We start from the raw sequence: 24,240 nt of genomic DNA, 5'->3' as shown, positions 1-24,240 counted from the left end.
TTTGCTTATTTATTTTCCCTCTTTAGATTACGCATGATTCTTTTTCAGCGTGACATGCTAGTGAAAAGGGAGGTTGAAAACATGGCGAAAGTATTTGTATCAGTAATGCATCACCGTTATTACCTTCATCCAGAGGAATCGCAATGGGAGTATGAAATTGACGCAGCACCGGAAGTCTTAACAGTAATCGATCGATTGTTTGAACAAAAAGAGACATTCGAATCAAAAGCTTTTTGGCGTGCACATGTGCCGTATGTTCCTTATCATTTAGATCCAGAAAATGATGGTGTTGATTTACAGCTGAAAAAATTATATGCGGTCATTCATGAATATGGAAATGATGAAGCGAAGCAACATATTGAGACCCTGCCTTTTTATCGTTGATTGATGAGCATGCCTTCGCTACACTTAGAAAAAGGAGTGTGGCAGGCATGTTTTCTTTTACTGATTTAAACGGAATAAAAGTTACATTATCTTTCGAAAAAAATGCCATTCTTATTCCTTCAAAACATATTTTAGTGTTAGCCAATAACGAAGATAAGTGGTTACTGACGAAACACCCTAAAAGGGGAGTTGAATTTCCTGGGGGTAAAGTTGAGGACTATGAGACGTTGGAAAAAGCAGCTCTAAGAGAAACCTATGAAGAAACTGGTGTTCGAATTTCGAATGTCGAGTGGTTAGCTGAATACATAGTGCACGATCTTAAGCCTTTTTGTAAAACGGTATTCCGTGCAAAAGTTGATGATATTGAGGAAGGATTTGAAAAACATGAAACGGAAGGACCAATATGGTTCACGCTACAGGAGTTCTTCCTATCAAAAGATTTAAGTTTTCATATGAAAGACGAAGGGATGAGAAAAATAATGGAGCGGGTGATTTCAGATGAAACCAGATGGCACAATCGAACAGAAACATCCTTATCCTAGTCCTAATCCTCATGTGCGATTAACTGAGATTACTTATTGGTCATGTGGCTATCGCATAAAGGGATTATTGGCTGAACCCCTAAGGCTTGGTAACCATGAGGGAATCCTTTATCTAAGAGGAGGAATTCAAAACATTGGCATGGTTCGACCAGCTCGTATTGCACAATTTGCATCACAAGGAATGGTCGTCTTTGCTCCATACTACCGTGGAAATCGGGGAGGAGAAGGAAGAGATGAATTTGCTGGAGAGGATCGTTTTGACGCTACCATCGGAATTGATGTCTTGAAACAATTCCTGAAATCCAATCGGATTCACGTCTTTTCTTTTTCACGTGGGGGAATCATGGCTTTATGGACAGCAATCCTTCGTAAAGATATTACGTCTGTTGTGACATGGTCTGGGATATCCGATACGATATTAACCTATTTAGAACGGGAAGACATGAGACGTATGATGAAACGGGTAATTGGAGGCACTCCAACTAACTCACCTAAATTATATGAAGATCGAACCGTGTTTACTCGAATTGAGGACATTCATGCTCCGGTGTTAATTATACATGGCGAAAAAGATCAAAACGTTGGATTTGAACATGCCAAATTGTTAGAAGCGGCATTGGTTGATCAGGGAAAAGAAGTAGAAACCTGGTTCTTTAAAGATCTCACACATTATTTTCCTACTCAAATAAATATCAAAGTTCTTCGTGATTTATGTCAATGGATGAAACATCAAGGAACTGCTATATGAAACATATTCGAATTCAACTGACCACTGCAAAAACAACAGCCAAAACAAAAGTGTTTGCTCCACTAGGTATGACCTATTGGACGAAACTATGGGATACCTATACGTTTGAGTTTGCTTCTGTTGAAATACAGTGTTGGAAAGAAGAGACACAATACATTAAAGAACTTACGCCTTTGGCAGCACATTTTACAGAACAGGGTCTTATCATGTCGTTTACGATAACATTGGATGACACCAATCGAGCATATTTAAGAGGGCAATCCTTTGATCCAGAGGGTGGATTAAAATGGTTCACGTTGTTCTTTTATAAGAATGATATTCAAATGTTGGAAATAGCGCAGTATGGGTCGGAAATTGTTTTATATGGAATTAATCCACTAGAAGCGAAAGAATTTCAAAAAATATTTCCCGATACTGCCCATGCAGAATACTTTAAAGAGCATCCGATGTAAGTCAAAAAAATGACCTGCACATAAAGTGCAAGTCATTTAAAATTATTTGATTATTGGACCGCCTTTAGACACGATGTCTTCAGTAACCGAACCGAATTTCTTGAAGTTTGTACGGAATTGATCCGCTAATTCTTTTGCTTTCTTATCGTATGCGTCTTTATCAGACCATGCATCACGAGGGTTTAAGACATTTGCAGGTACGCCAGCGATTTCCACTGGCATTTCCAAACCGAAAATAGAATTAGTTTCTGTTTCCACATGGTTTAGCTTGCCTTCAAGTGCTGCACGAACCATTGTACGTGTGTAAGAAAGTTTCATACGGCTACCGACACCGTACTCGCCACCAGTCCAGCCTGTGTTCACCAAGAACACCTGCGCGTTGTGCTCATCGATTTTCTTTCCTAACATTTCTGCATAAACAGTTGCAGGAAGGGGAAGGAATGGAGAACCAAAACAAGTTGAGAACGTCACTTGCGGTGTTGTAATCCCACGTTCTGTACCAGCTAGTTTTGATGTGAATCCGCTCAAGAAGTGGTACATCGCTTGTTCTTTCGTTAACTTACTAATTGGAGGTAATACCCCAAATGCATCAGCAGTTAAGAATATAATTGTTTTCGGATGTCCCCCAACAGATGGATCAACAATATTATCTATTGCTTGTAATGGATAAGCAGCACGTGTGTTTTCAGTTAATGAAATATCGTCATAGTTTGCTTCACGAGTGTCAAGGTCAACTACTACGTTTTCTAATACTGATCCGAAACGAATTGCATCATAGATTTGTGGTTCATTTTCACGTGTTAAGTTAATTGCCTTAGCATAACATCCACCTTCGATGTTAAAGACCCCGTTATCAGACCAGCCGTGCTCATCGTCACCGATAAGTTTACGATTTGCATCAGCAGATAATGTTGTTTTTCCAGTTCCTGATAAACCGAAGAATAAAGCTACATCTCCTTCTTCACCAACGTTAGCAGAACAGTGCATTGGTAAAATACCTTGTTCAGGAAGCAAGTAATTCATAATCGAGAAGATCGATTTTTTCATTTCTCCGGCATATTCAGTTCCACCGATTAAGATAATGCGTTGTTCCATCGACACAATGATGAACGTTTCTGAAGAAGTGCCATCTACAGCGGGATCTGCTTTAAAAGTTGGTGCAGATACGATTGTAAATTGTGCTTCGTGAGATACTAATTCTTCTGCAGATGGGCGAATGAACAATTGGTGAGCAAAAAGGACATGCCAAGCATATTCATTAATAACCTGAATTGAAAGGCGAGATTCAGGTTCTGCTCCAGCAAAGCCTTTGAATACAAACAACTCTTCTTTCGTTTTTAAATAAGTGATTACTTTCTTATATAAAGAATTAAAAATTTCAGATGAGATTGGTTGGTTAACTGAACCCCAATCAATTTTGTCTTTTGAGCCATCTTCTACAACCATGTACTTATCTTTAGGAGATCGTCCAGTATATTTCCCTGTCTCCGCTTTCACAGCTCCAGTCGATGTTAAGACAGCTTCTCCGCGTGATGTTGCTTTCTCCACTAATTGTGGTACTGAAAGTTGAACATGCACGTTTTGGCCATTTAACAAGTCGTTCAGCTCGTTCACAGTGTTCACTGAATTCATGTATATGTACCTACCTTTTTTGTATATTCCCATAAAACAGGGTTATTGGCTTGATTCGTGAATAGTATAACACATTGAGCTTAATAATCTACACTAATAGACTGATTATTTATTCTGTTTTTTTGATTATATTCGACAAAAAATAAAAACATTTGACATCCAGGGTTTAGTTTATTATGATGTAAAACTGAACGGATACTCTTATCCCGAGCTGGTGGAGGGGTCAGGCCCTATGAAACCCGGCAACCTGCCATTTCTGTGAAATGAAAAGGTGCCAAACCTGTAGCAAGGTGAAAATCCTTGGTTGATAAGAGTGAAAGGTGCTTATAAAATCATACCTTTCCTCATGTATAAACGTGAGAGAAGGGTCTTTTTTGTGACATCGTCCTTTATCCTCGTGTGAAGAAGCCCGAAAAGGCGGAAGGTTTTATTCAACCGAATAAGCTTGACATGGGAAATGAGTACCGTTTGAATTTTCCGAGAGAAATCTCGCAGGATATAGGAGGAAACATCATATGACAAATCGTCGTTTGTTTACATCAGAATCAGTAACAGAAGGGCATCCGGATAAAGTTTCAGACCAAATTTCAGATGCAATATTAGATGCAATTTTAGCACAAGATCCTAACGCACGTGTTGCTTGCGAAACTACAGTAACGACTGGTCTCGTATTAGTTGCTGGGGAAATCACAACATCTGCATATGTAGATATTCAAAAAGTCGTACGTGAAACTGTTCGAGAAATTGGTTATACACGTGCAAAATACGGTTTTGACTCAGAGACTTCTGCAGTATTAACTGCAATTGATGAGCAATCTGCTGACATCGCGATGGGTGTTGACAAAGCACTCGAAGCTCGTGAAGGATCAATGACAGATGATGACATCGAAGCAATCGGAGCAGGTGACCAAGGCTTAATGTTCGGTTTTGCTTGTAATGAAACACCGGAGTTAATGCCGCTTCCTATTAGTATGGCTCATAAGTTAGCTCGTCGTTTAGCATTTGTACGTAAAGAGGAAATTCTTTCATACTTACGTCCTGATGGTAAAACACAAGTTACTGTTGAATATGATGAAAATAATAAACCATTGCGTATTGACACGATTGTTATTTCAACTCAACATCACCCTGAAGTAACAATTGAGCAAATTCAACGCAACATTAAAGAACATGTCATTAATCCAATTGTTCCAGCAGAACTAATTGATGAAAACACAAAATACTTCATTAACCCTACTGGCCGTTTCGTTATTGGTGGACCACAAGGTGATGCTGGTTTGACTGGACGTAAAATCATTGTTGATACTTACGGTGGATATGCTCGTCATGGTGGCGGTGCGTTCTCTGGTAAAGATGCTACTAAAGTTGACCGTTCAGCTGCATATGCCGCACGCTATGTTGCCAAAAATATTGTAGCAGCAGAACTAGCCGACCGTTGTGAAGTACAACTTGCATATGCAATTGGTGTAGCACAACCAGTATCAATCTCAATCGACACATTTGGAACAGGTGTTGTCAGCGAGACGAAACTTGTTGAAATGGTTCGTGAGTTATTCGACCTTCGCCCAGCGGGAATCATCAAGATGCTTGATCTTCGTCGTCCTATTTACAAGCAAACAGCTGCTTACGGACACTTCGGTCGTACAGATATTGATGTACCATGGGAAAAAACAGACAAAGCTCCTATGATGAGAGAAAAAGCAGGATTGTAATAAAAACTGTTCCGGCTACTACTAGAAATGCGCCTACGCTGATTTTGCTTAGAGATATGGATGAGATCTAATTCAGTACAGTGTATACAAATAAACAGCGAGCCTTTCCTCGATTTTTTCGAAGGAAGGCTCGCTGTATTTGTAAGTAGGTGATGTCCCGATGATTTCCAATTAATTGCGGCAGAGCAAATATACGATAAAGAACCGAATAGCTTTAACCAGCTACCAATTTAGTAATCAGTCACTTGCATGTCTTTATAAATCTGCCCTTTTTCCACGTATTCGCGCACAATACGTGCCATATCTACTCGATCTTCGTCATCTAACTCCCGTACAACTTTTGCAGGGCTGCCTAAAGCAAGCATGCCTGGAGGAATCACTTTACCTGGAGGTACTAAGCTACCAGCACCAATAAACGCACCTTCTCCAATCTCAGCACCATCTAAAATTATGGATCCCATGCCAATCAATGCCCCCTTTCGAATGGTACAACTATGCAGAGTAACCTGATGCCCTATGGTTACTTCATCTTCTATCACCAAAGGGAAGGATGGACTTTGGTGGAGACAACATAAATCTTGAATGCTCACTTTGCTACCTATTCTTGTGGGATTAACGTCGCCTCGAATCACCGTATTAAACCATATTGAGGACTCTTTTCCGATTGTCACATCACCACTAATTGTGACATAATCAGCAATATAGACGGACGGATCTATTGAAGGAGTTTTGTCTTTAAAAGGGTAAATCATTTTAATAACCTCATTTCTACTATTGATATAGTTTCATTATACAAAAGAAGTGGAACAAAAAAAGAATGACGATGTCGAATAATAAATTAGTAAAGGAGTGGTGTTCATGTGGAAATGGGAAACTGATGGACAAGCTAAAGCTGTCATAGCAATTATACATAATGCGTATGAGCATCATCGTAGATATGCTTGGTTAATTGAAAAGTTTAGGAGTTCCGGATTTCATGTAGTCATGGGGGATTTACCCGGACATGGGGAAGGTGCTCGTAATAAACGAGCACATGATGAAGATTTTCAGTCGTATCATGCGTATGTCCAACAATTAGTGAAAGCTTCATTAATATATAATTTACCTGTATTTGTAATCGGTCATGGGTTTGGTGCAACTCTTGTTATGCATGCACTACAAGAGAAATCGATTGAATGTGCCGCCGTCATCGTGACGTCACCCTGGTTGCATTTACATATCCATCCTTCCAAGTTGTCGAGTGCTCTATCAAGTATGGGGAAAATAGCTGAAAATGTAAAAAGTACGCATGACGTGACAATCAAGCAGTTGACAAGAAATTATGATGTGTATACGCAAGACAAAGATGATTTGCTTTATAACACGACCATCACATTAAAATGGTATCGTGAATTACAGCAGTTAATGAAATCAGCCTCTTCTACTCAAGAAGGCATACACAATCTTCCAATACTGATGATGACCGCAGAGAGAGATAAAATAACGGATCAAAAATACGCTAAGCATTGGATCCAAAAACAACAACTTACAGAAATTCAATATAAAGAATGGAAAGGTTGTTTTCATGATTTATTTCAAGAACCTGAAAGAGAAGATGTGTTTTTGTATACTAAATCATTTATGCACAATGTTCTTCGTTCAATTGGCTATATCGTATAGTTTTTATACTCAAACCTCACTTTACTTTATAAGTGAGGTTTTTTTGCACGCTTGCATTTACTCTAAAAATCAAAAAGAAAATTCTCATGCTCATTTCTACATTACAACTTGTACACATAGTATTTCTATAATGTGAATTTGGGGCGATGGGGGAAAAAAAATCGAACATTATATAAATCAACTAACTGAATTCTTATGGGGTCCTTGGATGATCTATGCTTGTTTTGGGGTTGGGCTTTTGTTTTCGGTCCTTACTCGATTTGTCCAAGTTAGATTAGTGAAAGATATGATTTTTCAAATGTTCAATGGTGAAAAATCGGATGCTGGCGTATCCTCCTTTCAAGCATTTGCCATCGCTTTGTCTGGGCGAGTGGGCACAGGGAATATCGCGGGAACTGCAACAGCCATAGCTTTTGGAGGGCCAGGTGCAGTTTTTTGGATGTGTGCCATCGCTTTTATTGGATCAGCCAGTGCATTTGTTGAATCAACCTTGGGACAAATTTATAAAGTAAAACAAGATGGCCAATATCGGGGGGGGCCAGCATACTACATAGAAAAAGGATTGGGCTGGAAATGGTATGCCATTTTATTTGCTGTGATAACGGTTATAGCAGCGGCTATTCTATTACCAGGAGTTCAATCTAATACCATCGCGATGGGTGTTGAAAATGCTTTTAATCTAAAACCATGGATGACAGGTGTAGCGATTGCAATTATATTGGGATTTGTCATTCTAGGTGGTGTAAAACGCATTGCCTTTGTGGCAGAACTTATTGTTCCAATCATGGCAATTTTATATATGTTTCTTTCGTTTGTTGTCATTTCCATAAATATACAGGATTTGCCCCATATACTTTCCTTAATCATCCGCAGTGCATTTTCTTTTGATTCAACATTTGGAGGGATGATGGGCTCTGCTATTGCTTGGGGAGTCAAACGTGGGATTTATACGAATGAAGCTGGTCAAGGTACTGGTGCACATGCGGCTGCGGCTGCAGAAGTATCACATCCCGTTAAACAAGGATTGGTTCAGGCATTTTCCATCTACATTGATACTCTTATTATTTGTTCTGCCACGGCAATAATGATTCTTTCAACGGGCATGTACAATGTTCAATTGGATGATGGAAAAGGTGAATTTATCGTGGAAAATTTACCGGGCATGTATGCTGGCCCAGGGTATACTCAAGCAGCAATTGACGCTGTCATTCCAGGAGCCGGGGCAGATTTTGTTGCCATTGCCATGTTCTTTTTCGGTTTCGCATCCATAATGGCATTTTATTATATTGCCGAAGTAAATGTTTCGTATCTATTAAAAGGCTCCCCATACAAACTTGCAATCATTCTTCTTAAAGTCGTTCTTGTATTCTCTACTTTCTCTGGAGCGATTCGAAATTCAAATCTTGCTTGGGCACTAGGCGATGTAGGAATTGGTGTAATGGTTTGGCTGAATCTATTCGCCATACTCATCCTATCGAAGCCAGCATTACTCGCATTAAAAGATTACGAAGCTCAAAAGAAAAAAGGGAAAGATCCTGTTTTTGATCCGGTAAAATTAGGAATCAAAAATGCGGACTTATGGACTAAAAAGAGAAAATAAGCTACTTAGTAATTGTGTTTTGTGGATTAGCTTTTATCGCACAAATGGTTTTAGAGATAAAAATATAAAGTAAGCTAAATAATAAGAACCGATTTCTGTAGTATTTTGTAGAAATCGGTTTTTTTATTGCCTAGGAAATAATATTAATTTGACATGGACAAAGTTATAGGGTTTTTCAATTTCTTATTTCTAGACTATGTTAAAGAGCTGATGATGTTGAATAAGAAACGAAGGGTGCATTTGTGGCTAGTGCAAATGAGTGATAAACAGCAGGTTTGTTTAACATTGATTAATTCTTAAGATTTTCTTCATAATTTTCCTATCTTTTCCTTAAGATTTATTCGGTATACTATATTTAAGAGAAAGGGGAGAACATACATGATACATATTCAAGATGTAACACATACATTTTCAATCGGTAAAAAAGGGAAAGAGAAACGGGTTCCTGTCCTGAAAAATGTGTCAATTGATATAAATAAAGGGGAAATCGTTTCGATTGTCGGTAAAAGTGGCTCTGGAAAGTCGACATTGTTACATGTGTTAGCTGGATTTATGAAACCCGAGTCTGGCTCCATTAAAGTATTGAATCAAGAGACAGCAAAATTATCAGAAAGTGAGCATGCAGAGTTTAGATTAAACAATTTCGGTTTTATCTTTCAAAATTTTCAATTGATGCCGGGTTTGACAGCTTTTGAAAACATTGAATTGCCATTGAAGTTAAAAGGGGTACCAAAAAGTGAACGTCGTGTAAACGTAGAAGCGTTAATACAAAAAGTTGGATTATCAGCTGTGGCTGATCATTATCCAAACGAATTATCAGGTGGCCAGCAACAAAGAGTAAGTATTGCACGGGCGCTTGTCTCAAATCCACCCATTATTTTAGCGGATGAACCGACGGGTAGTCTGGACTCTGAGACTGAAAATGAAATATTAATATTGATTCAGTCCTTAAATAAGTCCCTCGGTATTACATTTGTCATCATTACTCATGATGACGAAGTGGCGAATATTGCACATCGGAAGTATCGTCTACACGATGGTGCACTAGTAAATGGAGGTGCATTACATGTCGTTTAAAGATCAGCTGGATTTTATCAGACAGCATTTAAAGAAGAATAAGTTACGTGTATTTATGACAGTTTTAGCAGCCACTATGGGATGTGCATTTTTAATCGTTCTGGCTTCCGTTGGGTTCGGACTTCATAAAACATTGACAGATGAAATGTTAGACACTCAGCTTATTAATGAAGTGCAAATCTATGGCAAAGAAGATCAATCACCAGTTACTGCTGATGATCAACAAAAGATGCGTGAAATGGAAAATGTCAATGCAGTTGTTAGTAGATCATATTTAGAGGGCGTTACATCCATTACTATGGACGATCGTACAGGGTATGGAGACGTACAATTAACTAATTTAGAAGAAGAAGAAAAAGCAAATTTGGCATTATCTGAAGGAACAATGCCAACTAAACCAAATGAAATTGTCATTGGCTATCATTTTGCGCAAAATTTATTAACAGAAGCAGAAATGAATGCTCAGTCAGATGAAGAGGTTTCAACAGGATTCACTACTAGTATGATTGGTAAGGAAATTTCGATTGAACTGACTCCATTAAATGAGGAAAATAATGAGCCTAAGACATGGGACTTTGTGGTGACAGGAGTTGCTAAAGCGCCTTCAAAAGATTGGATGACGGATCAACGTGTACTAATCGATGAATCATACCGCACTGAATTCCAATTGTTCACACAACCAGATGTTCCTGTTGAAGAAAGTTACATCTCAGTGTATGTCTATGCTGATGGACTTCAAAGTGTCAAAGGCATTACAGAATCATTGAAAGCAGAAGGGTATCATGTGTATTCAGTAACGGAAGAAATGGAAACGATGGACTTATTCTTTACAGTATTGAAAGCAGGATTATTATTTGTCGGTACGATTGCGGTGCTTATTTCATCAATCGGGATCTTTAACACCATGACAATGGCTGTTACGGAAAGAACTCGTGAAATTGGTGTAATGAAAGCAATCGGAGCAAATCCTAAACTGATTCAACGCTTGTTTTTAATGGAAAGTATATGGATTGGTGTGATAGGGACAGCGATTGCTGTGGCGCTGTCTTATGCAATTAGCTATCTAGCTAATTGGCTTATTCCACTAATTGTCATGAACATTATGGAGGAAGATGGAATGGAAGATATGGGAATCACGATATCTAGCATTCCTTGGCAACTTGTTGTAATCGCATCCGTTATTAGTATCGGAGTTGCAATGGTTTCAGGATGGAGACCCGCAAGAAAAGCTACGAAGATTGATGTCATTCAAGCATTACGCCAAGAACTATAAAATGCTTAATGGAGGGCACTGAAAAAGTTCCGAATTATAGAGACAAACTAAGTATTCCCTTGAATATCGCTGCGGGGCTTTGTGGATGCCTCCCGCGAGAAGCCAGGTAGAAGATCACTGCAAGTCTTCTCGCTCCGGCTACCACTGGAAAGGCGCCTTCGCTAGTTCTGACTAAAGCATATTGCTGCCATCTAATTTAGTGCGGAATTTTTTATTTGTGTGTGCTGATTTACGTTTTCATTTATAAGTGCGAGTGGATTATGAGACTTTCTTTAATTTAGAATGAACGAAATACTAAAGTGACTAATTGAAAGAGAGTAGATGAAAATAAAGAAAGCGGTGGGAGATCGAAATTTCATCCTCGACCGTTTGACGGTTAAAGGAAGGCATCTATTCTGTCGTCCCAAAATCACTGTTCATATTGGGGAAACAAGGGAGCGACGGACGTACACTCGCCGCAGGATAGTCTGGAAGAAAAGGGGATGGGCGAATGACGAAGTCATTCGCCCATCCCCTTATTAATCGTTAGACCATGGTGCAGCAGTAAGGCGTCATTTTTCTAATCATAGGGTTCATTTTTTGCTATAATGGAAGAATGACTTTTTAGCTGCATTAATTTTGCGGGAAAATTAGGAGGAAATTATGGCACTTCAAGAAATAATACGTACATTGATTGTTGAAACACCATCTAAACCCGGAAACTTTGCAAAAGTTGCAACTGCAATCGGGACTGCAAGAGGGAACATAGGCGATATCAAGATCATTAAAGATGGTACACTTTCTACCATTAGAGATATAAGCGTGAAATGCGAGAGTATGGAACAATTAGAGCAAATTATTGAAAACGTCCGGGCGATTGGTCCTAATGTAAATATTCATGCTGTAACTGATGATGTATTAAAAGCACATGAAGGCGGAAAAATCCATATGAAGAGCCGAATCGATGTGCGTTCATTAGGTGATTTACAACGAATTTATACACCTGGTGTAGCGAGCGTTTGTTTAGATATTCAAAAGGATCCAGAAAAAGCCCGTTACTTTACAAGCATCGGAAACAGTGTAGCGATTGTAACTGATGGTACAGCGATTTTAGGACTTGGCAATATTGGTCCAGTTGCTGGGATGCCAGTTATGGAAGGTAAAGCTGTGTTGTTTGACCAGTTTGCTGGAATTAGTGGGGTACCAATCCTTCTTGATACAAGTGATCCGGATGAAGTCGTTGAAACGGTCAAGCATATTCATCAAGGTTTCGGTGGTATTTTGCTCGAAGATATTGGTTCTCCTCACTGCTTCGAAATCGAAGAGCGATTAAAAAAAGAACTAAATATTCCTGTCATGCATGATGATCAACATGGCACAGCTGTGGTGGCACTCGCTTCAGTATTGTCTGCTAGTCGTTCAACAGCCATTGATCCGAAAAGAGCAGTTATTGGACAAGTTGGTTTAGGTGCCGCAGGACTTGCTATTTGTCGTATGTTAATGGCTTACGGTGTAGAAGAAGTTTACGGCATTGATCGCCAACAAGAAGCAGTAGATCGACTTCAAAACTATGGTGGTCAAACACTGGAATCGTTGGAGCAATTAATGGCAACTTGTGATATCGTGCTAGCAACCACGGGAGTGGCTGGTTTAATTAAACCGGAGTTAGTTCGTCCTGGACAAATCATTTTAGCACTTTCTAATCCAAATCCTGAAATCACACCTGAAGATGCTCTAGCTGCGGGTGCAGCATTTGCGGCAGATGGTAGAATGGTAAACAATGCTGTAGGTTTCCCAGGTATTTTCCGTGGTGCATTAAATGCTGGAGTTAGTGAAATTACATATCCAATGCTAGTTGCTGCGGCACAAGCAATAGCAAATCATACAAAACCAGGTGATTTAATACCGAATCCGTTAGATCCAACTGTTCACCAAGTAGTGGCAAGAGCAGTAGAAAAAGCCGCACAAGAACAGGTATAATAATGGAACCGTCACATTCGAATATGAGTGTGGCGGTTTTTGTATTTCTACTAAAAAGGTATATAATTACTAGGGTATCAGAATAATAAAAATCTTCAGTGTGCCTATTGAAGACAAAACCAGTAAGAAAAGGGAAGTGGGAGTGCAACATGACAAAAACTTGTTTCCATAATGCCACATTTTATACAATGGAAAATCCAAGTGATTCTGTTGGAGCAGTTCTAGTAGAAGGTGGGAAGATAATAAACCTAGGTAATTTTGCAGACTTAAAAGAGCAAGCTGATGTACTGATAGATTTATTGGGTGCATTTGTCTATCCAGGTTTTGTTGATAGTCATCTACATATGATTGGACACGGTGATAAATTGCGTCATATTGACTTATCTACATATCTTTCCGCAGAAGCTATGACCGCGGATTTGCAAAAACTTCTCATGCACCATCCACATGGCGAGTGGTTTGTAGCTGAAGGATGGAATGAAAATAATTTCTCGGATAAAAAAATTCTGTCCCGTTATGATTTAGACAAGTTGTCTAGAAGTCCGATTGTATTGAAACGGGTTTGTCGTCATGCGATGATTGTAAATTCCGCAACACTTGAGTTAGCAGGTATTACGAAGAATACACCGGATCCAATAGATGGAGTGATTTCGCGAGATGAACAAGGAATCCCAACCGGGCATCTATTAGATGGTGCAATGTCATTAGTTGAGAAAAACATTCCAGAAGTATCTATATCACAACTTGTAACGTCATTAGACACTGCTGTAAATGATTTAGTGTCACTTGGTTTTACCGGAGGACATACGGAAGATATGAGTTATTATGGCGATTATTCAAGACCGCTTCAAGCCTTTAAAGAGGTATTTGGGAATTCACGTAAATTCCGTGTGAATTTGTTGCGTCACCACCTTGTCTTTGACGAAATGATGAAGGAAGCAACGTATGAAGAACCTTGGATTGAGCCCGGTGCGATGAAAATTTTTATTGATGGAGCACTCGGAGGACGTACGGCACTGCTAAGCAAACCTTATACAGATGATCCTTCAACCAGTGGAGTGGCTATTCATTCACAAACTGATTTGGAGAAACTTGTTGCGAAAGCTCGAACATATGGTGAAGCTGTTGCGGTACATGCCATTGGTGATTTAGGAATGGAAATGATTGTTGCCGCTATCGAAAAATATCCAGTACCTGCCGGGAAACGTGATCGATTAATTCATGCGAATGTGTTAAGAGCTGATTTGGTTGATCGTATTGAAAAATTGGAGGTCGTTCTAGATTTGCAGCCGAGTTTTGTGACGTCAGATTTTCCATGGGTGGAGGAAAGATTGGGGAGTGATCGTCTAAAATGGGCTTATGCATGGAAAAAGTTGATTGATCGAGATATTAAGTGCAGCGGGGGGTCGGACTCACCAATAGAAGAAGTGGATCCAAGAAGAGGTTTATATGCTGCGGTTACTCGTAAAAATCCGGGTGATCAGCACGAAGGGTACCTACCAGAAGAAAAATTAAGCCGATATGAAGCCATATCTCTTTATACCATTGGCAGTGCACAAGCGATTTGTAAAGAACATGAGCGTGGTTTGATTGCAGTGGATTTCGATGCGGATTTTACCGTTTTTGATCGAGATTTGTTCACGGGTTCAGACGAACAATTACTAGAAGCACAAGTAGTGAAAACAATCATAGCTGGGGACATTGTTTTTGAAAAATAATGTAATCAACAAAAGCGAGTCGCAACATGCTACTCGCTTTTGTAATGAGGATTTTCGGATAAATTAAACCTAGACCTATCGAGTGAAAATCAAAAAACTTCCTTGTAATCGGTTACTTCACGCAATGCTGCTTCTTCGATTGGAATTCGCACACTTAAAATAATGAAATTCAAAATGGTAAAGATAAGTGCGGTAAAATATGCTCCCAACATCAATGGAATCACAATTATTTCAAGGGTTACAACAAAGTAGTTAGGATGTCTTATGAAATGAAAAGGCCCTTTTTTCACTACTTGGGCACCTGGCAAAACAAGAATTTTCGTATTCCAGTATCGACCAAGGGAAGAAATAACCCACACCCTCATCATTTGTAACATCAGAAAAATGATAAATAACAAATACCAAAATGCCGGAACGCTACGTTCGAAAACCAGAAATTCAACAATTAGGCTAATAAAAAACCCAACATGCATAGCTACCATATATGGATAGTGCCTGGCGCCAACTTCATAACCACCTTGAGAACGAATCCATTTTTCATTATTTCGAGCTACAAAAAGTTCGATAATACGTTGAATGATAACAAAGCTTACTACACATATGAAAATCATCATGTCTATTGCCATTCTAGTAATATCAGTTCGCCACTGAAACCTGGTCCAAGTGCCGCTAATAACCCAATATCTCCAACAGAACTCTCCAATTTCATAAATGATTCCAAAACGTACAAGACAGTAGGAGAAGACATGTTTCCGTGTTTTCTTAATATTTTCCTCGAGATTTCTGTCTTTGATGAATCAAAACCTAGTGCGCTTTCGTAAGCGGACAACACTTTCTTGCCTCCAGGATGTGCAATGAAATAGTCAAGTTGATCAGGAGTCAATTGATGATCCTTTAAAAAATCTGTAACGAAAGGTTCTAGCCATTTCTCAATAATAGAAGGAATACTTTTTGAAAAGACGACATGCAATCCATCGTTTTTCATATCCCATCCCATGACATTTTCTGAGTTTGCCATGGTTTTAGAGGCAGTGGCTACGAATGTTGGGCAAGGTTTTTTTGACTGAATATCCACATCGTCACCGCAAACCAAAGCACATGCCACCCCATCAGCAAACAAAGATGCCCCAATTAAATTGCTTTTTGAATAGTCGTTTGGTTGAAAAGTTAAACTGCATAATTCAACGCACAGTACGAGTATCTTGGCCTTTGGGTAAGCTAAGCAGTAATCAAAAGCTCGACTCATCCCAGATGCACCACCAGCACAGCCTAATCCCCAAATGGGAATGCGCTTGACGTAATCAGAAAATGGAAGTTGATTGAGAATACGTGCTTCGATACTAGGTGTTGAAAAACCAGTGCTCGAAATAAAAAAAATGGCATCGATTTCAGAAGGATGTACTGACTGAACCAGAAACTCTTGGCTTTGCAAACATGCATTAATGGCCAATACCCCATAAGACGTTGCCAGTTCTATATAGAGGCGATTACGTTCTTCTAAATCATGGGTGTGTTCAAACCATTCCATCGGAACGCAAAATTGACGAGATTCAATTTCCCCATTCTCAAAAACTTTAAGCATACGCTCCAAATCAGCATAATGATCGGTAAATAAATGCTTCATTAATTTTGAAGCTTCTTCTTGCGAGTAGCTATATGGAGGCATGAATGAACTGACAGATTGAATTTTAGGCATATTATTTCTCCTTGTGACAGAATGATAGCCCTAGTTTTTCCAATTTGCATAGGATTATACAGAGAAAGGCGACTAAATTAATAGCCGCCTTCAGTCTCTTTATTGATGCTTCATTTTTTCAATCGCCAATATAAATGGTGGATGGTTTTGCTGATTAATAAATTCATATTTCAAGACATGTACATACGACTGGGGAAGACTTCGAACGTAATCGAGCAAACCATCGCGTTCACTTTCCCCGCCTTCATGACCATGGTAGACAACGAGTACAATGAGACCACCAACTTTTAACAGCTTAAGACAACCTTCAATCGCTTGAATGGTTGTTTCAGGAAGGGTGATAATTGTGTGGTCGGCACCGGGCAAGTACCCTAAATTAAATACAGCTGCTGAAATTTCAGAATGAACATGATGCAGGATTGTTTCATGTCCAGCATGAATAACAGATGTATTGTTGCGCCACTCTTCTAAACGTAAAAGTGTTGCTTCAATGGCTGTTTTTTGAACGTCAAAGGAATAAACATGGCCGTTCACACCTACCAATTGTGCAAGGAAGAGGCTATCATGACCATTTCCTGCCGTTGCATCTATCACATGATCGCCAGGTGAAACGATGCTTTTCAAAAGCGTCTTAACATAAGGAAGTACACGTTCTAATTTCATTCCAAGGTCACTTTCCCTTCAAAGTGTTTTCCTTGCCAGCTTCCCCGCGATTCCAGTTCTGCGTCAATTCCATTTAGGACATCCCATTTGTTTACACTCCACATAGGTCCAATCATTAAGTTTATTGGGCCGTCCCCAGTAATGCGCTGAATCACCATTTCAGGTGGTAATAATTCAAGCTGATCGGCAACTAACTGAATGTATGCACCTTTGTCCATAAACTCTACTATGCCCTTTTCGTATTGTTTAACCATTGGTGTACCTTTTAACAAATGAAGTAGATGGATTTTAATTCCTTGAACATCAAGTTTAGCCACTTGGCGGGCTGTCTCCATCATCATTTCGGTATCTTCAAGTGGCAACCCATTAATGATATGGGTACAAACTCGAATGCCATGTTTACGAAGTTTTTGAACGCCTTCTATATAAGAAGGGTAATCATGTGCCCGATTGATTAATTTGGCGGTGCGTTCATGTACGGTTTGTAGACCGAGTTCCACCCATAAATAGGTACGTTCATTTAACTCTGCCAAATATTCTACAACATCATCTGGGAGACAATCAGAACGTGTGGCAATGGAAATTCCGATTACTCCTTCTTGTTCAAGAGCTGCTTCAAACTTCTCTTTCAAGACAGGGAGCGGGGCGTGTGTATTTGTATAGGCTTGAAAGTAGGCAATTGCCTTGCCAACTTTCCATTTTGAATTCATTTTTTCTTTATTTTTTCAAATTGGACGTGGATTGGATCAACTCGGTCGCCAGCAAAGTCACCTGAGCCAGCGACACTGCAAAATGTACAACCGCCAAAAGCTACAGTGCCATCCCGATTCGGACAATCAAACCCTGCGTCTAATGCTACTTTAAATACTTTAGTTCCAAATTCATTTCGTAAATGTCGGTTCCATGTATAATAACGTTTTCCATCTGAAGGAAAAGGGAAATTCATGTTCGATCACTCCTCTAGTGGCTAATTTTATCATGATTTGCGAGTAAATCCCATGTCACGATAAAAGTTGAATTGTTGTATTTTTCGAGACATCTTGTCGAAATGTACAAAAAAGCATACACTTGTTTTTGGAAATGAAACAACGGAGGTAATCTATATGCCTAAAAGCGTATGGCTACTAATTATTGGGATGCTCGTGAATGTTACAGGTAACTCATTTTTATGGCCTTTAAATGCAATCTACTTGCACAATCATTTAGGGAAAAGTTTGTCTGTGGCGGGATTGGTTTTAATGGCGAATGCAGGAGCTGGCATTATTGGAAACTTGCTCGGAGGTTATTTATTTGACCGTATCGGTGGTTATAAATCAATCATGCTCGGCATTGTTGTTACAGTAATCGCATTAGTAGGCTTAACCATTTGGCACGGCTGGCCACATTACGTGTGGTTTTTAACGTTAATGGGCTTTAGTGGAGGCATTGTCTTTCCTAGTATGTACGCGATGGTCGGGACTGCATGGCCTGAAGGTGGGCGAAAAGCGTTTAATGCCATTTATTTAGCTCAAAATTTAGGGGTTGCGATTGGTCCTGCAATTGCAGGTTTTGTCGCAGAATATAGTTTTGATTATATATTCACAGCTAATTTAGCTATGTATATCGTGTTCTTTTTTATCGCATTCTTTGGCTATCGCAAGTTTAATATTGCACCTGAAATGCATACTTCTGTTATTAATGAAGGCAAAAAGATTCGAAATAAAGCACCATTTTATGCATTGCTCATCGTTACCAGTGGTTATTTAATTTGTTGGCTTGTTTATGTTCAGTGGCAGTCGACGATTGCTACATTTACACAAGATTTAGGGATTACGTTAAAACAGTATAGTTTGTTATGGTCGATTAATGGTGCACTGATTTTAGTTTTACAACCGGTTATCCAACCGATTGTCAAACGTCTTGAACACCGCATTAAAGCACAACTCGTATTAGGAATTGTCATTATGATGATTTCTTTTGTTGTTGTTGGGTACGCACAGGTCTTTTCGATGTTTGTAACGGCGATGGTGATTCTGACGATTGGAGAAATGTTTGTCTGGCCAGCCGTACCAACTCTGGCAAGTCAGCTAGCTCCAAAAGGTAGAGAAGGATTTTATCAAGGAATTGTGAATAGTACCGCGACAATCGGAAGAATGATTGGTCCATTCGCGGGAGGCGTACTGGTGGATCTATATGGGATGACCGCGATGTTCTTGATCTTAACGTCCTTTATGGCATTAGCCATCATTCCAAGTATGTTATATGATCGACCATTAAAAAGGCAGATAGCTGAATGAAAATTCATGCTCTCAGTTTTTTTGCATAATTTCATATTTTTTGAGAAGATATAATAGTAAGAGTTGCAAAGTAGCCCACGCTTCGACGAGAATCGATTTCTTTCGTAAAAGGGGGGGAGTTATACTAGCTATTGAAAGCAACACTTTTATACAAAGTTTTATTTTATTAGGAGGAAAAATCGAATGAAGGCAATTTATTCGTCTGCAGAAGAGGCTGTACAGCAAATCCAAGATGGCATGACTTTAATGGTCGGCGGTTTTGGTCTTGTTGGCATTCCTGAAAGATTGATTCTAGCATTAGTAGAAAAAGGAGTTAAAGATTTAACTGTCATTTCTAATAACTGTGGAATTGACGATTGGGGTCTTGGACTACTATTGAAAAATAAACAAATTAAAAAAATGATTGGTTCATATGTAGGTGAAAACAAAGAATTTGAACGTCAAGTGTTATCTGGCGAAATTGAAGTTGAGTTGACACCACAAGGAACTTTAGCTGAAAAAATACGTGCAGGGGGCGCAGGAATCCCGGCATTTTTCACACCAGCAGGGGTTGGCACCACTGTTGCTGATGGGAAAGAGATTCGAGAGTTTGATGGTAAAGAATATGTGCTGGAAGAGGCACTTCGAGCTGATTTTGCCCTGATTCGTGCAGCGAAAGCTGATAAGTTTGGGAATCTGATCTATAACAAAACGGCGCAAAACTTTAATCCGATGATGGCTGCTGCAGGCAAATTCACAATTGCAGAAGTAGAAGAAATTGTGGAAACAGGCGACTTGGATCCGAACACGATTCAAACACCAAGCATTTATGTGCAAGGCTTACTACAAGCATCACAAGAAAAACGGATTGAACGTTTAACGACTCGTTCATAGACTAGGAGGATACAAACCATGGGACAAGTAAATGTCAGAGAGCGAATTGCCATTCGGGCAGAACAAGAAATCGAAGACGGTAACTACGTTAACTTAGGAATAGGTATGCCAACACTAGTTGCTAACTACATATCTCCTAATAAAACAGTGGTTCTTCAATCGGAAAATGGATTACTCGGAATTGGACCATATCCTACCGAAAGTGAAGTGGATCCTGATTTAATCAATGCAGGTAAAGAAACAGTAACGACAATACCAGGTTCTGCTTTTTTCACAAGTGCTGAATCTTTCGCGATGATTCGTGGAGGTCATGTTGATGTTGCGATTCTAGGTGGTATGGAAGTTTCAGAGACTGGTGATTTAGCAAACTGGATGATTCCAGGAAAAATGATCAAAGGAATGGGTGGTGCAATGGATTTAGTTCACGGTGCCAAGAAAATCATCGTGATTATGGATCATGTTGCGAAAGACGGCTCAGCTAAGATTAAAAAACAATGTGACTTGCCATTAACGGGTAAAGGCGTGGTCAATAAAATCATAACGGAACGTGCATTGATCGAAGTAACTCCAACTGGTCTTGTGTTAAAAGAAGTCTTTGAAGGTTTCACTGTTCAAGATGTCATTGATTCAACAGAAGCCTCTTTAAACGTTGATGATGTTAAAGAAAACATCCAGTTCTAAAATGTTGGATGGTGGAAATACATACCTTTCAATAAATGTTGTGCTTTTCGAACAATTCGATTACAATGGAATACAATAGTGTAAGACAGTGAAAAGGAATAGTACATAATCTTGTGTTTCCAAGAGAGCCGACGGGTGGTGAAAGTCGGTAGCACAACTTGTCGAACTCGCCTTGGAGTCTGCAGTGGTGAAGTAGTAGTAACCGGTGCCGTTTTCCGCGTTAAGGAAACAAGTTGAGTGAATTTATGTTTGCTAATTTGGGTGGTACCGCGGGAGTATGCGTATAACTCTCGTCCCTTAGTCTTTTGACTATTGGACGAGGGTTTTTTTTATTGTTCTGGAAACACCACGAAATACTGAAATCCAGGGCAGGAAATGACATATGTGCTACTAGTATGTCTTTCTAATTAAGAGGAGGAAAAAACATGAATTTCAATCACCAACAAATCGAGAAAAAGTGGCAAGCAAACTGGGAAAAAAATCAAACCTTTAAAACAGGAGAAGATGCAACAAAACCAAAGTTTTACGCATTAGATATGTTTCCATTCCCGTCAGGAGCGGGTTTACATGTTGGACATCCAGAAGGATATACAGCCACTGATATTTTAAGTCGTTTTAAACGTAGCCAAGGATATAATGTTCTACATCCAATGGGGTGGGATGCATTTGGTTTACCAGCTGAGCAATATGCACTAGATACTGGAAACGATCCAGCCGAATTCACTGCCAAAAACATTGCGACGTTCAAACGTCAAATCCAAGAACTTGGATTTTCATACGATTGGGAACGAGAAGTGAATACAACGGATCCATCGTATTATAAATGGACACAATGGATTTTCTTGCAACTTTATAAAAAAGGCTTGGCTTATGTTGATGAAGTGGCTGTAAACTGGTGCCCGGCACTAGGGACAGTACTTGCCAATGAAGAAGTAATTGACGGTTTATCTGAACGTGGTGGTCACCCGGTCGAAAGACGCCCAATGAAACAATGGATGTTGAGAATCACGGCGTATGCAGATCGATTAGTAGAGGATCTTGATGATCTTGATTGGCCAGAAAGCATTAAAGACATGCAACGAAACTGGGTAGGTCGTTCTGAAGGTGCTGAGCTCACGTTTAAAATCGATGGCACTAATCATTCTTTCCGTGCATTTACGACTCGTCCAGATACCATTTTTGGAGCTACATATGCTGTACTTGCTCCAGAACATGCATTAGTAACTGACATCACAACTGACGAACAACGTGAAGCAATAAAGGGTTATATTGAATCAGTTAAATTGAAAAGCGATCTTGAGCGCACAGATTTAGCTAAGTCAAAAACGGGTGTGTTTACAGGAGCCTATGCACTTAATCCTGTAAATGGAGAAAAAATGCCGATTTGGATTGCCGATTATGTACTTGCAACATATGGTACTGGTGCAATTATGGCTGTACCAGCACATGACGACCGTGATTACGAGTTTGCAAAACAATTTGATCTCCCGATCGTTGAAGTAGTAGCAGGTGGCGATATTGAAAAAGAAGCTTATTCGGGTGAGGGCAAACATATCAATTCTGATTTCCTAGATGGTATGGATAAAACAGAAGCGATTGAAAAAGCAATTGCCTGGTTTGAGGAAAACGGTACGGGTGAAAAGAAAGTCACATATCGTCTACGCGACTGGTTATTTAGCCGTCAACGTTACTGGGGTGAACCGATTCCAGTCATTCACTGGGAAGATGGCACAATCACGGCGATTGATGAAGCTGAACTTCCTCTAATGCTACCGAAATCAAATGACATTAAACCAAGTGGAACGGGAGAATCACCACTGGCTAAAATCGAAGAGTGGGTAAATGTCGTAGATCCGAAAACAGGCATGAAGGGTCGCCGCGAAACGAATACAATGCCGAACTGGGCAGGTAGTTGTTGGTATTACCTTCGTTATCTTGATCCTAATAACGATCAAGCAATAGCTGATCCTGAATTAATTAAACGTTGGTTACCTGTAGATATTTATATCGGTGGAGCAGAACACGCGGTACTTCACTTACTGTACGCTCGTTTCTGGCACAAAGTATTATTCGATATTGGAGTAGTGCCAACGAAAGAGCCATTCCAAAAATTATTTAACCAAGGAATGATTTTAGGTGAAAATAATGAGAAAATGTCTAAATCTAAAGGGAATGTGGTAAATCCAGATGATATCGTAGCAAGCCATGGAGCAGATACATTGCGCCTTTATGAAATGTTCATGGGACCTCTAGATGCCTCAATCGCATGGTCAGAAAATGGACTAGATGGAGCACGTCGTTTCCTTGATCGCGTATGGCGTCTATTCGTCAATGAAGATGGGATGATCAGTTCTAAAATCGTTGATTCAAACGTCGGAACGCTTGAAAAAGTGTACCACCAAACTGTTAAAAAAGTGACAGAAGACTATGTTGGCATTCGTTTTAATACAGCGATTTCACAAATGATGGTCTTCATTAACGAAGCTTATAAAGTCCCACAAATTCCTGTTGAATACGCTAAAGGGTTTGTGCAGCTTCTTGCTCCACTTGCACCTCACGTGGCTGAAGAGCTTTGGGAAAAACTTGGAGCGAATGAAACGATTACCTACGTGGCATGGCCAATGTTTGACGAATCTAAGCTTGTAGAAAATGAAATTGAAATGGCGATCCAATTTAACGGAAAAGTACGTACAAAAATGGTCGTTAGCAAAGATTTTTCCAAAGATGAATTGGAAAAAGCAGTACTGGCAGATACTCGTGTTATTGAATTACTTGAAGGTAAAGAAGTTAAGAAATTAATTGCTATTCCAGGCAAGTTAGTGAATATAGTGGTCGGATAATGCAACCAGTTCATATTGTTATTTTGCTTGTCATAGTCGCATTTTCTTGGAAACTTTTTACGATCTTACGCACTCCGGAAATCCCGAAAAATGGGAAACGGATGGCCATTAGTATCTTCGTATTTTCTTTGATTTCATTTGCCATTGCCATATATTTTGTAGATATTAAATAAATTTAACGAATCTTAATAAAGAATGCCTATGTGCGATGACGCCATAGGTATTCTTTTTTGTGCATTTTTAGAACATCATGTATCTTCATTGATAACATAAAAACAGAAAAAATTAGAAAAAAACGGAAATAACGGTCCGGATTTGTTATGATAAACAATGAAGAAAAGGAGAGTGGAAGAAATGTCAGTCAATATGCCTCCTAGAAATCCAAACAAACTACCAACAAACATTAATATGGAACATTCTATCGGACGCATGAAAGCAGAAGACCGTGCTGTAAT

The 24,240-nt window shown here is 39.4% G+C and carries 21 protein-coding genes, 1 pseudogene, 1 riboswitch and 1 other annotated feature; of the genes and pseudogenes, 16 read left to right on the top strand and 6 right to left on the bottom strand.

All coding sequences use genetic code 11. The features are described from left to right. Positions 1-81 precede the first annotated feature (81 nt). Genes GY23_RS15655 through GY23_RS15640 form a run of 4 tightly spaced genes read left to right on the top strand, consistent with a single transcriptional unit; the run spans position 82 to position 2,126 of the window. Entirely contained in the window at positions 82-384 is a 303-nt protein-coding gene (locus tag GY23_RS15655; RefSeq protein WP_075620140.1) for a transposase, read from the top strand. 47 nt (positions 385-431) lie between these two features. Next, positions 432-926, top strand: a complete 495-nt coding sequence (locus tag GY23_RS15650; RefSeq protein ID WP_075620139.1) for an NUDIX domain-containing protein — start codon at positions 432-434, stop codon at positions 924-926. Beyond that, positions 883-1,674: an alpha/beta hydrolase family protein gene (locus tag GY23_RS15645; RefSeq protein WP_075620138.1), complete on the top strand. Its 792-nt coding sequence runs from the start codon at positions 883-885 to the stop codon at positions 1,672-1,674. Before GY23_RS15650 ends, GY23_RS15645 begins: the two co-directional genes overlap by 44 nt. Next, positions 1,671-2,126 (top strand): hypothetical protein, encoded by a 456-nt coding sequence (locus GY23_RS15640; protein ID WP_075620137.1) that lies wholly within the window; start codon positions 1,671-1,673, stop codon positions 2,124-2,126. Before GY23_RS15645 ends, GY23_RS15640 begins: the two co-directional genes overlap by 4 nt. Before the next feature lie 42 nt (positions 2,127-2,168). Here GY23_RS15640 and pckA read toward each other — a convergent pair whose 3' ends face one another. Beyond that, on the bottom strand, positions 2,169-3,758 hold the full coding sequence (pckA, locus tag GY23_RS15635; protein WP_075620136.1) for a phosphoenolpyruvate carboxykinase (ATP): 1,590 nt from the start codon (positions 3,756-3,758) through the stop codon (positions 2,169-2,171). A 198-nt stretch (positions 3,759-3,956) separates the two neighbouring features. Next, positions 3,957-4,072: riboswitch (SAM riboswitch) on the top strand. Positions 4,073-4,273: 201 nt separating this feature from the next. On the opposite strand from pckA, the gene metK reads away from it, so the two are divergent. Next, the gene (metK, locus tag GY23_RS15630) at positions 4,274-5,470 is read left to right on the top strand and encodes a methionine adenosyltransferase (RefSeq protein ID WP_075620135.1); all 1,197 of its coding nucleotides are present in this window, start codon (positions 4,274-4,276) and stop codon (positions 5,468-5,470) included. Between the two features lie 230 nt (positions 5,471-5,700). On the opposite strand, the gene GY23_RS15625 is transcribed toward metK, so the two are convergent. Then, positions 5,701-6,222: a gamma carbonic anhydrase gene (locus GY23_RS15625; RefSeq protein WP_075620134.1), complete on the bottom strand. Its 522-nt coding sequence runs from the start codon at positions 6,220-6,222 to the stop codon at positions 5,701-5,703. Positions 6,223-6,328: 106 nt separating this feature from the next. On the opposite strand from GY23_RS15625, the gene GY23_RS15620 reads away from it, so the two are divergent. From GY23_RS15620 to GY23_RS15595, 6 genes are all read left to right on the top strand, one after another. Then, on the top strand, positions 6,329-7,129 hold the full coding sequence (locus GY23_RS15620) for an alpha/beta hydrolase (protein ID WP_075620133.1): 801 nt from the start codon (positions 6,329-6,331) through the stop codon (positions 7,127-7,129). Positions 7,130-7,289: 160 nt separating this feature from the next. Next, positions 7,290-8,729, top strand: coding sequence for an alanine/glycine:cation symporter family protein (locus GY23_RS15615; protein WP_075620132.1), 1,440 nt, complete (start codon positions 7,290-7,292; stop codon positions 8,727-8,729). Between the two features lie 378 nt (positions 8,730-9,107). Next, positions 9,108-9,806: an ABC transporter ATP-binding protein gene (locus GY23_RS15610; RefSeq protein ID WP_075620131.1), complete on the top strand. Its 699-nt coding sequence runs from the start codon at positions 9,108-9,110 to the stop codon at positions 9,804-9,806. Then, on the top strand, positions 9,796-11,079 hold the full coding sequence (locus GY23_RS15605; RefSeq protein ID WP_075620130.1) for an ABC transporter permease: 1,284 nt from the start codon (positions 9,796-9,798) through the stop codon (positions 11,077-11,079). Before GY23_RS15610 ends, GY23_RS15605 begins: the two co-directional genes overlap by 11 nt. Positions 11,080-11,721: 642 nt before the next feature. Further along, complete coding sequence (locus GY23_RS15600) at positions 11,722-13,038, top strand: NAD-dependent malic enzyme (RefSeq protein ID WP_075620129.1); 1,317 nt, start codon at positions 11,722-11,724, stop codon at positions 13,036-13,038. Positions 13,039-13,187: 149 nt separating this feature from the next. Further along, positions 13,188-14,756: an amidohydrolase gene (locus GY23_RS15595; RefSeq protein WP_075620128.1), complete on the top strand. Its 1,569-nt coding sequence runs from the start codon at positions 13,188-13,190 to the stop codon at positions 14,754-14,756. An 89-nt stretch (positions 14,757-14,845) separates the two neighbouring features. On the opposite strand, the gene GY23_RS15590 is transcribed toward GY23_RS15595, so the two are convergent. The 4 genes and pseudogenes from GY23_RS15590 to mnmL form a co-directional block, all read right to left on the bottom strand. Further along, positions 14,846-15,367 (bottom strand): isoprenylcysteine carboxyl methyltransferase family protein, encoded by a 522-nt coding sequence (locus tag GY23_RS15590; protein ID WP_075620159.1) that lies wholly within the window; start codon positions 15,365-15,367, stop codon positions 14,846-14,848. Between the two features lie 5 nt (positions 15,368-15,372). After that, the gene (locus GY23_RS15585) at positions 15,373-16,452 is read right to left on the bottom strand and encodes a type III polyketide synthase (RefSeq protein ID WP_075620127.1); all 1,080 of its coding nucleotides are present in this window, start codon (positions 16,450-16,452) and stop codon (positions 15,373-15,375) included. Positions 16,453-16,551: 99 nt separating this feature from the next. Then, on the bottom strand, positions 16,552-17,115 hold the full coding sequence (mnmM, locus tag GY23_RS15580; protein ID WP_075620126.1) for a tRNA 5-(aminomethyl)-2-thiouridylate-methyltransferase MnmM: 564 nt from the start codon (positions 17,113-17,115) through the stop codon (positions 16,552-16,554). Further along, positions 17,112-18,061: pseudogene (mnmL, locus tag GY23_RS15575) on the bottom strand (tRNA modification radical SAM protein MnmL/YtqA). The gene mnmM and the pseudogene mnmL overlap by 4 nt, the downstream one beginning before the upstream one ends. 157 nt (positions 18,062-18,218) lie before the next feature. Here mnmL and GY23_RS15570 point away from each other — a divergent pair. The 5 genes from GY23_RS15570 (at position 18,219) to GY23_RS18520 (ending at position 23,958) form a co-directional block, all read left to right on the top strand. Beyond that, on the top strand, positions 18,219-19,391 hold the full coding sequence (locus tag GY23_RS15570; protein WP_075620125.1) for an MDR family MFS transporter: 1,173 nt from the start codon (positions 18,219-18,221) through the stop codon (positions 19,389-19,391). Between the two features lie 183 nt (positions 19,392-19,574). Beyond that, positions 19,575-20,264, top strand: a complete 690-nt coding sequence (locus GY23_RS15565) for a CoA transferase subunit A (protein WP_075620124.1) — start codon at positions 19,575-19,577, stop codon at positions 20,262-20,264. An 18-nt stretch (positions 20,265-20,282) separates the two neighbouring features. Then, positions 20,283-20,945 (top strand): 3-oxoacid CoA-transferase subunit B, encoded by a 663-nt coding sequence (locus GY23_RS15560; RefSeq protein ID WP_075620123.1) that lies wholly within the window; start codon positions 20,283-20,285, stop codon positions 20,943-20,945. Between the two features lie 79 nt (positions 20,946-21,024). Next, positions 21,025-21,246, top strand: a binding site (T-box leader). Positions 21,247-21,370: 124 nt separating this feature from the next. Beyond that, a complete protein-coding gene (leuS, locus tag GY23_RS15555; protein ID WP_075620122.1) occupies positions 21,371-23,785 on the top strand; it encodes a leucine--tRNA ligase in 2,415 nt (804 codons plus the stop codon). After that, positions 23,785-23,958: a hypothetical protein gene (locus tag GY23_RS18520; RefSeq protein WP_169834572.1), complete on the top strand. Its 174-nt coding sequence runs from the start codon at positions 23,785-23,787 to the stop codon at positions 23,956-23,958. The genes leuS and GY23_RS18520 overlap by 1 nt, the downstream gene beginning before the upstream one ends. The last annotated feature ends 282 nt before the right edge of the window (positions 23,959-24,240 follow it).

This window comes from Paenisporosarcina indica (assembly GCF_001939075.1).
Lineage (GTDB): Bacteria > Bacillota > Bacilli > Bacillales_A > Planococcaceae > Paenisporosarcina > Paenisporosarcina indica.
This window is presented reverse-complemented; position numbering and strand designations above follow the sequence as displayed.

Coding starts and splice junctions, on each gene's coding strand:
- GY23_RS15610 (WP_075620131.1), top strand. CDS start 9,108: ATGATACATATTCAAGATGTAACACATACATTTTCAATCGGTAAAAAA.
- mnmM (WP_075620126.1), bottom strand. CDS start 17,115: ATGAAATTAGAACGTGTACTTCCTTATGTTAAGACGCTTTTGAAAAGC.
- GY23_RS18520 (WP_169834572.1), top strand. CDS start 23,785: ATGCAACCAGTTCATATTGTTATTTTGCTTGTCATAGTCGCATTTTCT.
- GY23_RS15560 (WP_075620123.1), top strand. CDS start 20,283: ATGGGACAAGTAAATGTCAGAGAGCGAATTGCCATTCGGGCAGAACAA.
- GY23_RS15650 (WP_075620139.1), top strand. CDS start 432: ATGTTTTCTTTTACTGATTTAAACGGAATAAAAGTTACATTATCTTTC.
- GY23_RS15655 (WP_075620140.1), top strand. CDS start 82: ATGGCGAAAGTATTTGTATCAGTAATGCATCACCGTTATTACCTTCAT.
- GY23_RS15640 (WP_075620137.1), top strand. CDS start 1,671: ATGAAACATATTCGAATTCAACTGACCACTGCAAAAACAACAGCCAAA.
- GY23_RS15625 (WP_075620134.1), bottom strand. CDS start 6,222: ATGATTTACCCTTTTAAAGACAAAACTCCTTCAATAGATCCGTCCGTC.
- GY23_RS15585 (WP_075620127.1), bottom strand. CDS start 16,452: ATGCCTAAAATTCAATCTGTCAGTTCATTCATGCCTCCATATAGCTAC.
- metK (WP_075620135.1), top strand. CDS start 4,274: ATGACAAATCGTCGTTTGTTTACATCAGAATCAGTAACAGAAGGGCAT.
- GY23_RS15620 (WP_075620133.1), top strand. CDS start 6,329: ATGTGGAAATGGGAAACTGATGGACAAGCTAAAGCTGTCATAGCAATT.
- GY23_RS15565 (WP_075620124.1), top strand. CDS start 19,575: ATGAAGGCAATTTATTCGTCTGCAGAAGAGGCTGTACAGCAAATCCAA.
- GY23_RS15590 (WP_075620159.1), bottom strand. CDS start 15,367: ATGATTTTCATATGTGTAGTAAGCTTTGTTATCATTCAACGTATTATC.
- leuS (WP_075620122.1), top strand. CDS start 21,371: ATGAATTTCAATCACCAACAAATCGAGAAAAAGTGGCAAGCAAACTGG.
- GY23_RS15570 (WP_075620125.1), top strand. CDS start 18,219: ATGCCTAAAAGCGTATGGCTACTAATTATTGGGATGCTCGTGAATGTT.
- GY23_RS15605 (WP_075620130.1), top strand. CDS start 9,796: ATGTCGTTTAAAGATCAGCTGGATTTTATCAGACAGCATTTAAAGAAG.
- GY23_RS15645 (WP_075620138.1), top strand. CDS start 883: ATGAAACCAGATGGCACAATCGAACAGAAACATCCTTATCCTAGTCCT.
- pckA (WP_075620136.1), bottom strand. CDS start 3,758: ATGAATTCAGTGAACACTGTGAACGAGCTGAACGACTTGTTAAATGGC.
- GY23_RS15600 (WP_075620129.1), top strand. CDS start 11,722: ATGGCACTTCAAGAAATAATACGTACATTGATTGTTGAAACACCATCT.
- GY23_RS15595 (WP_075620128.1), top strand. CDS start 13,188: ATGACAAAAACTTGTTTCCATAATGCCACATTTTATACAATGGAAAAT.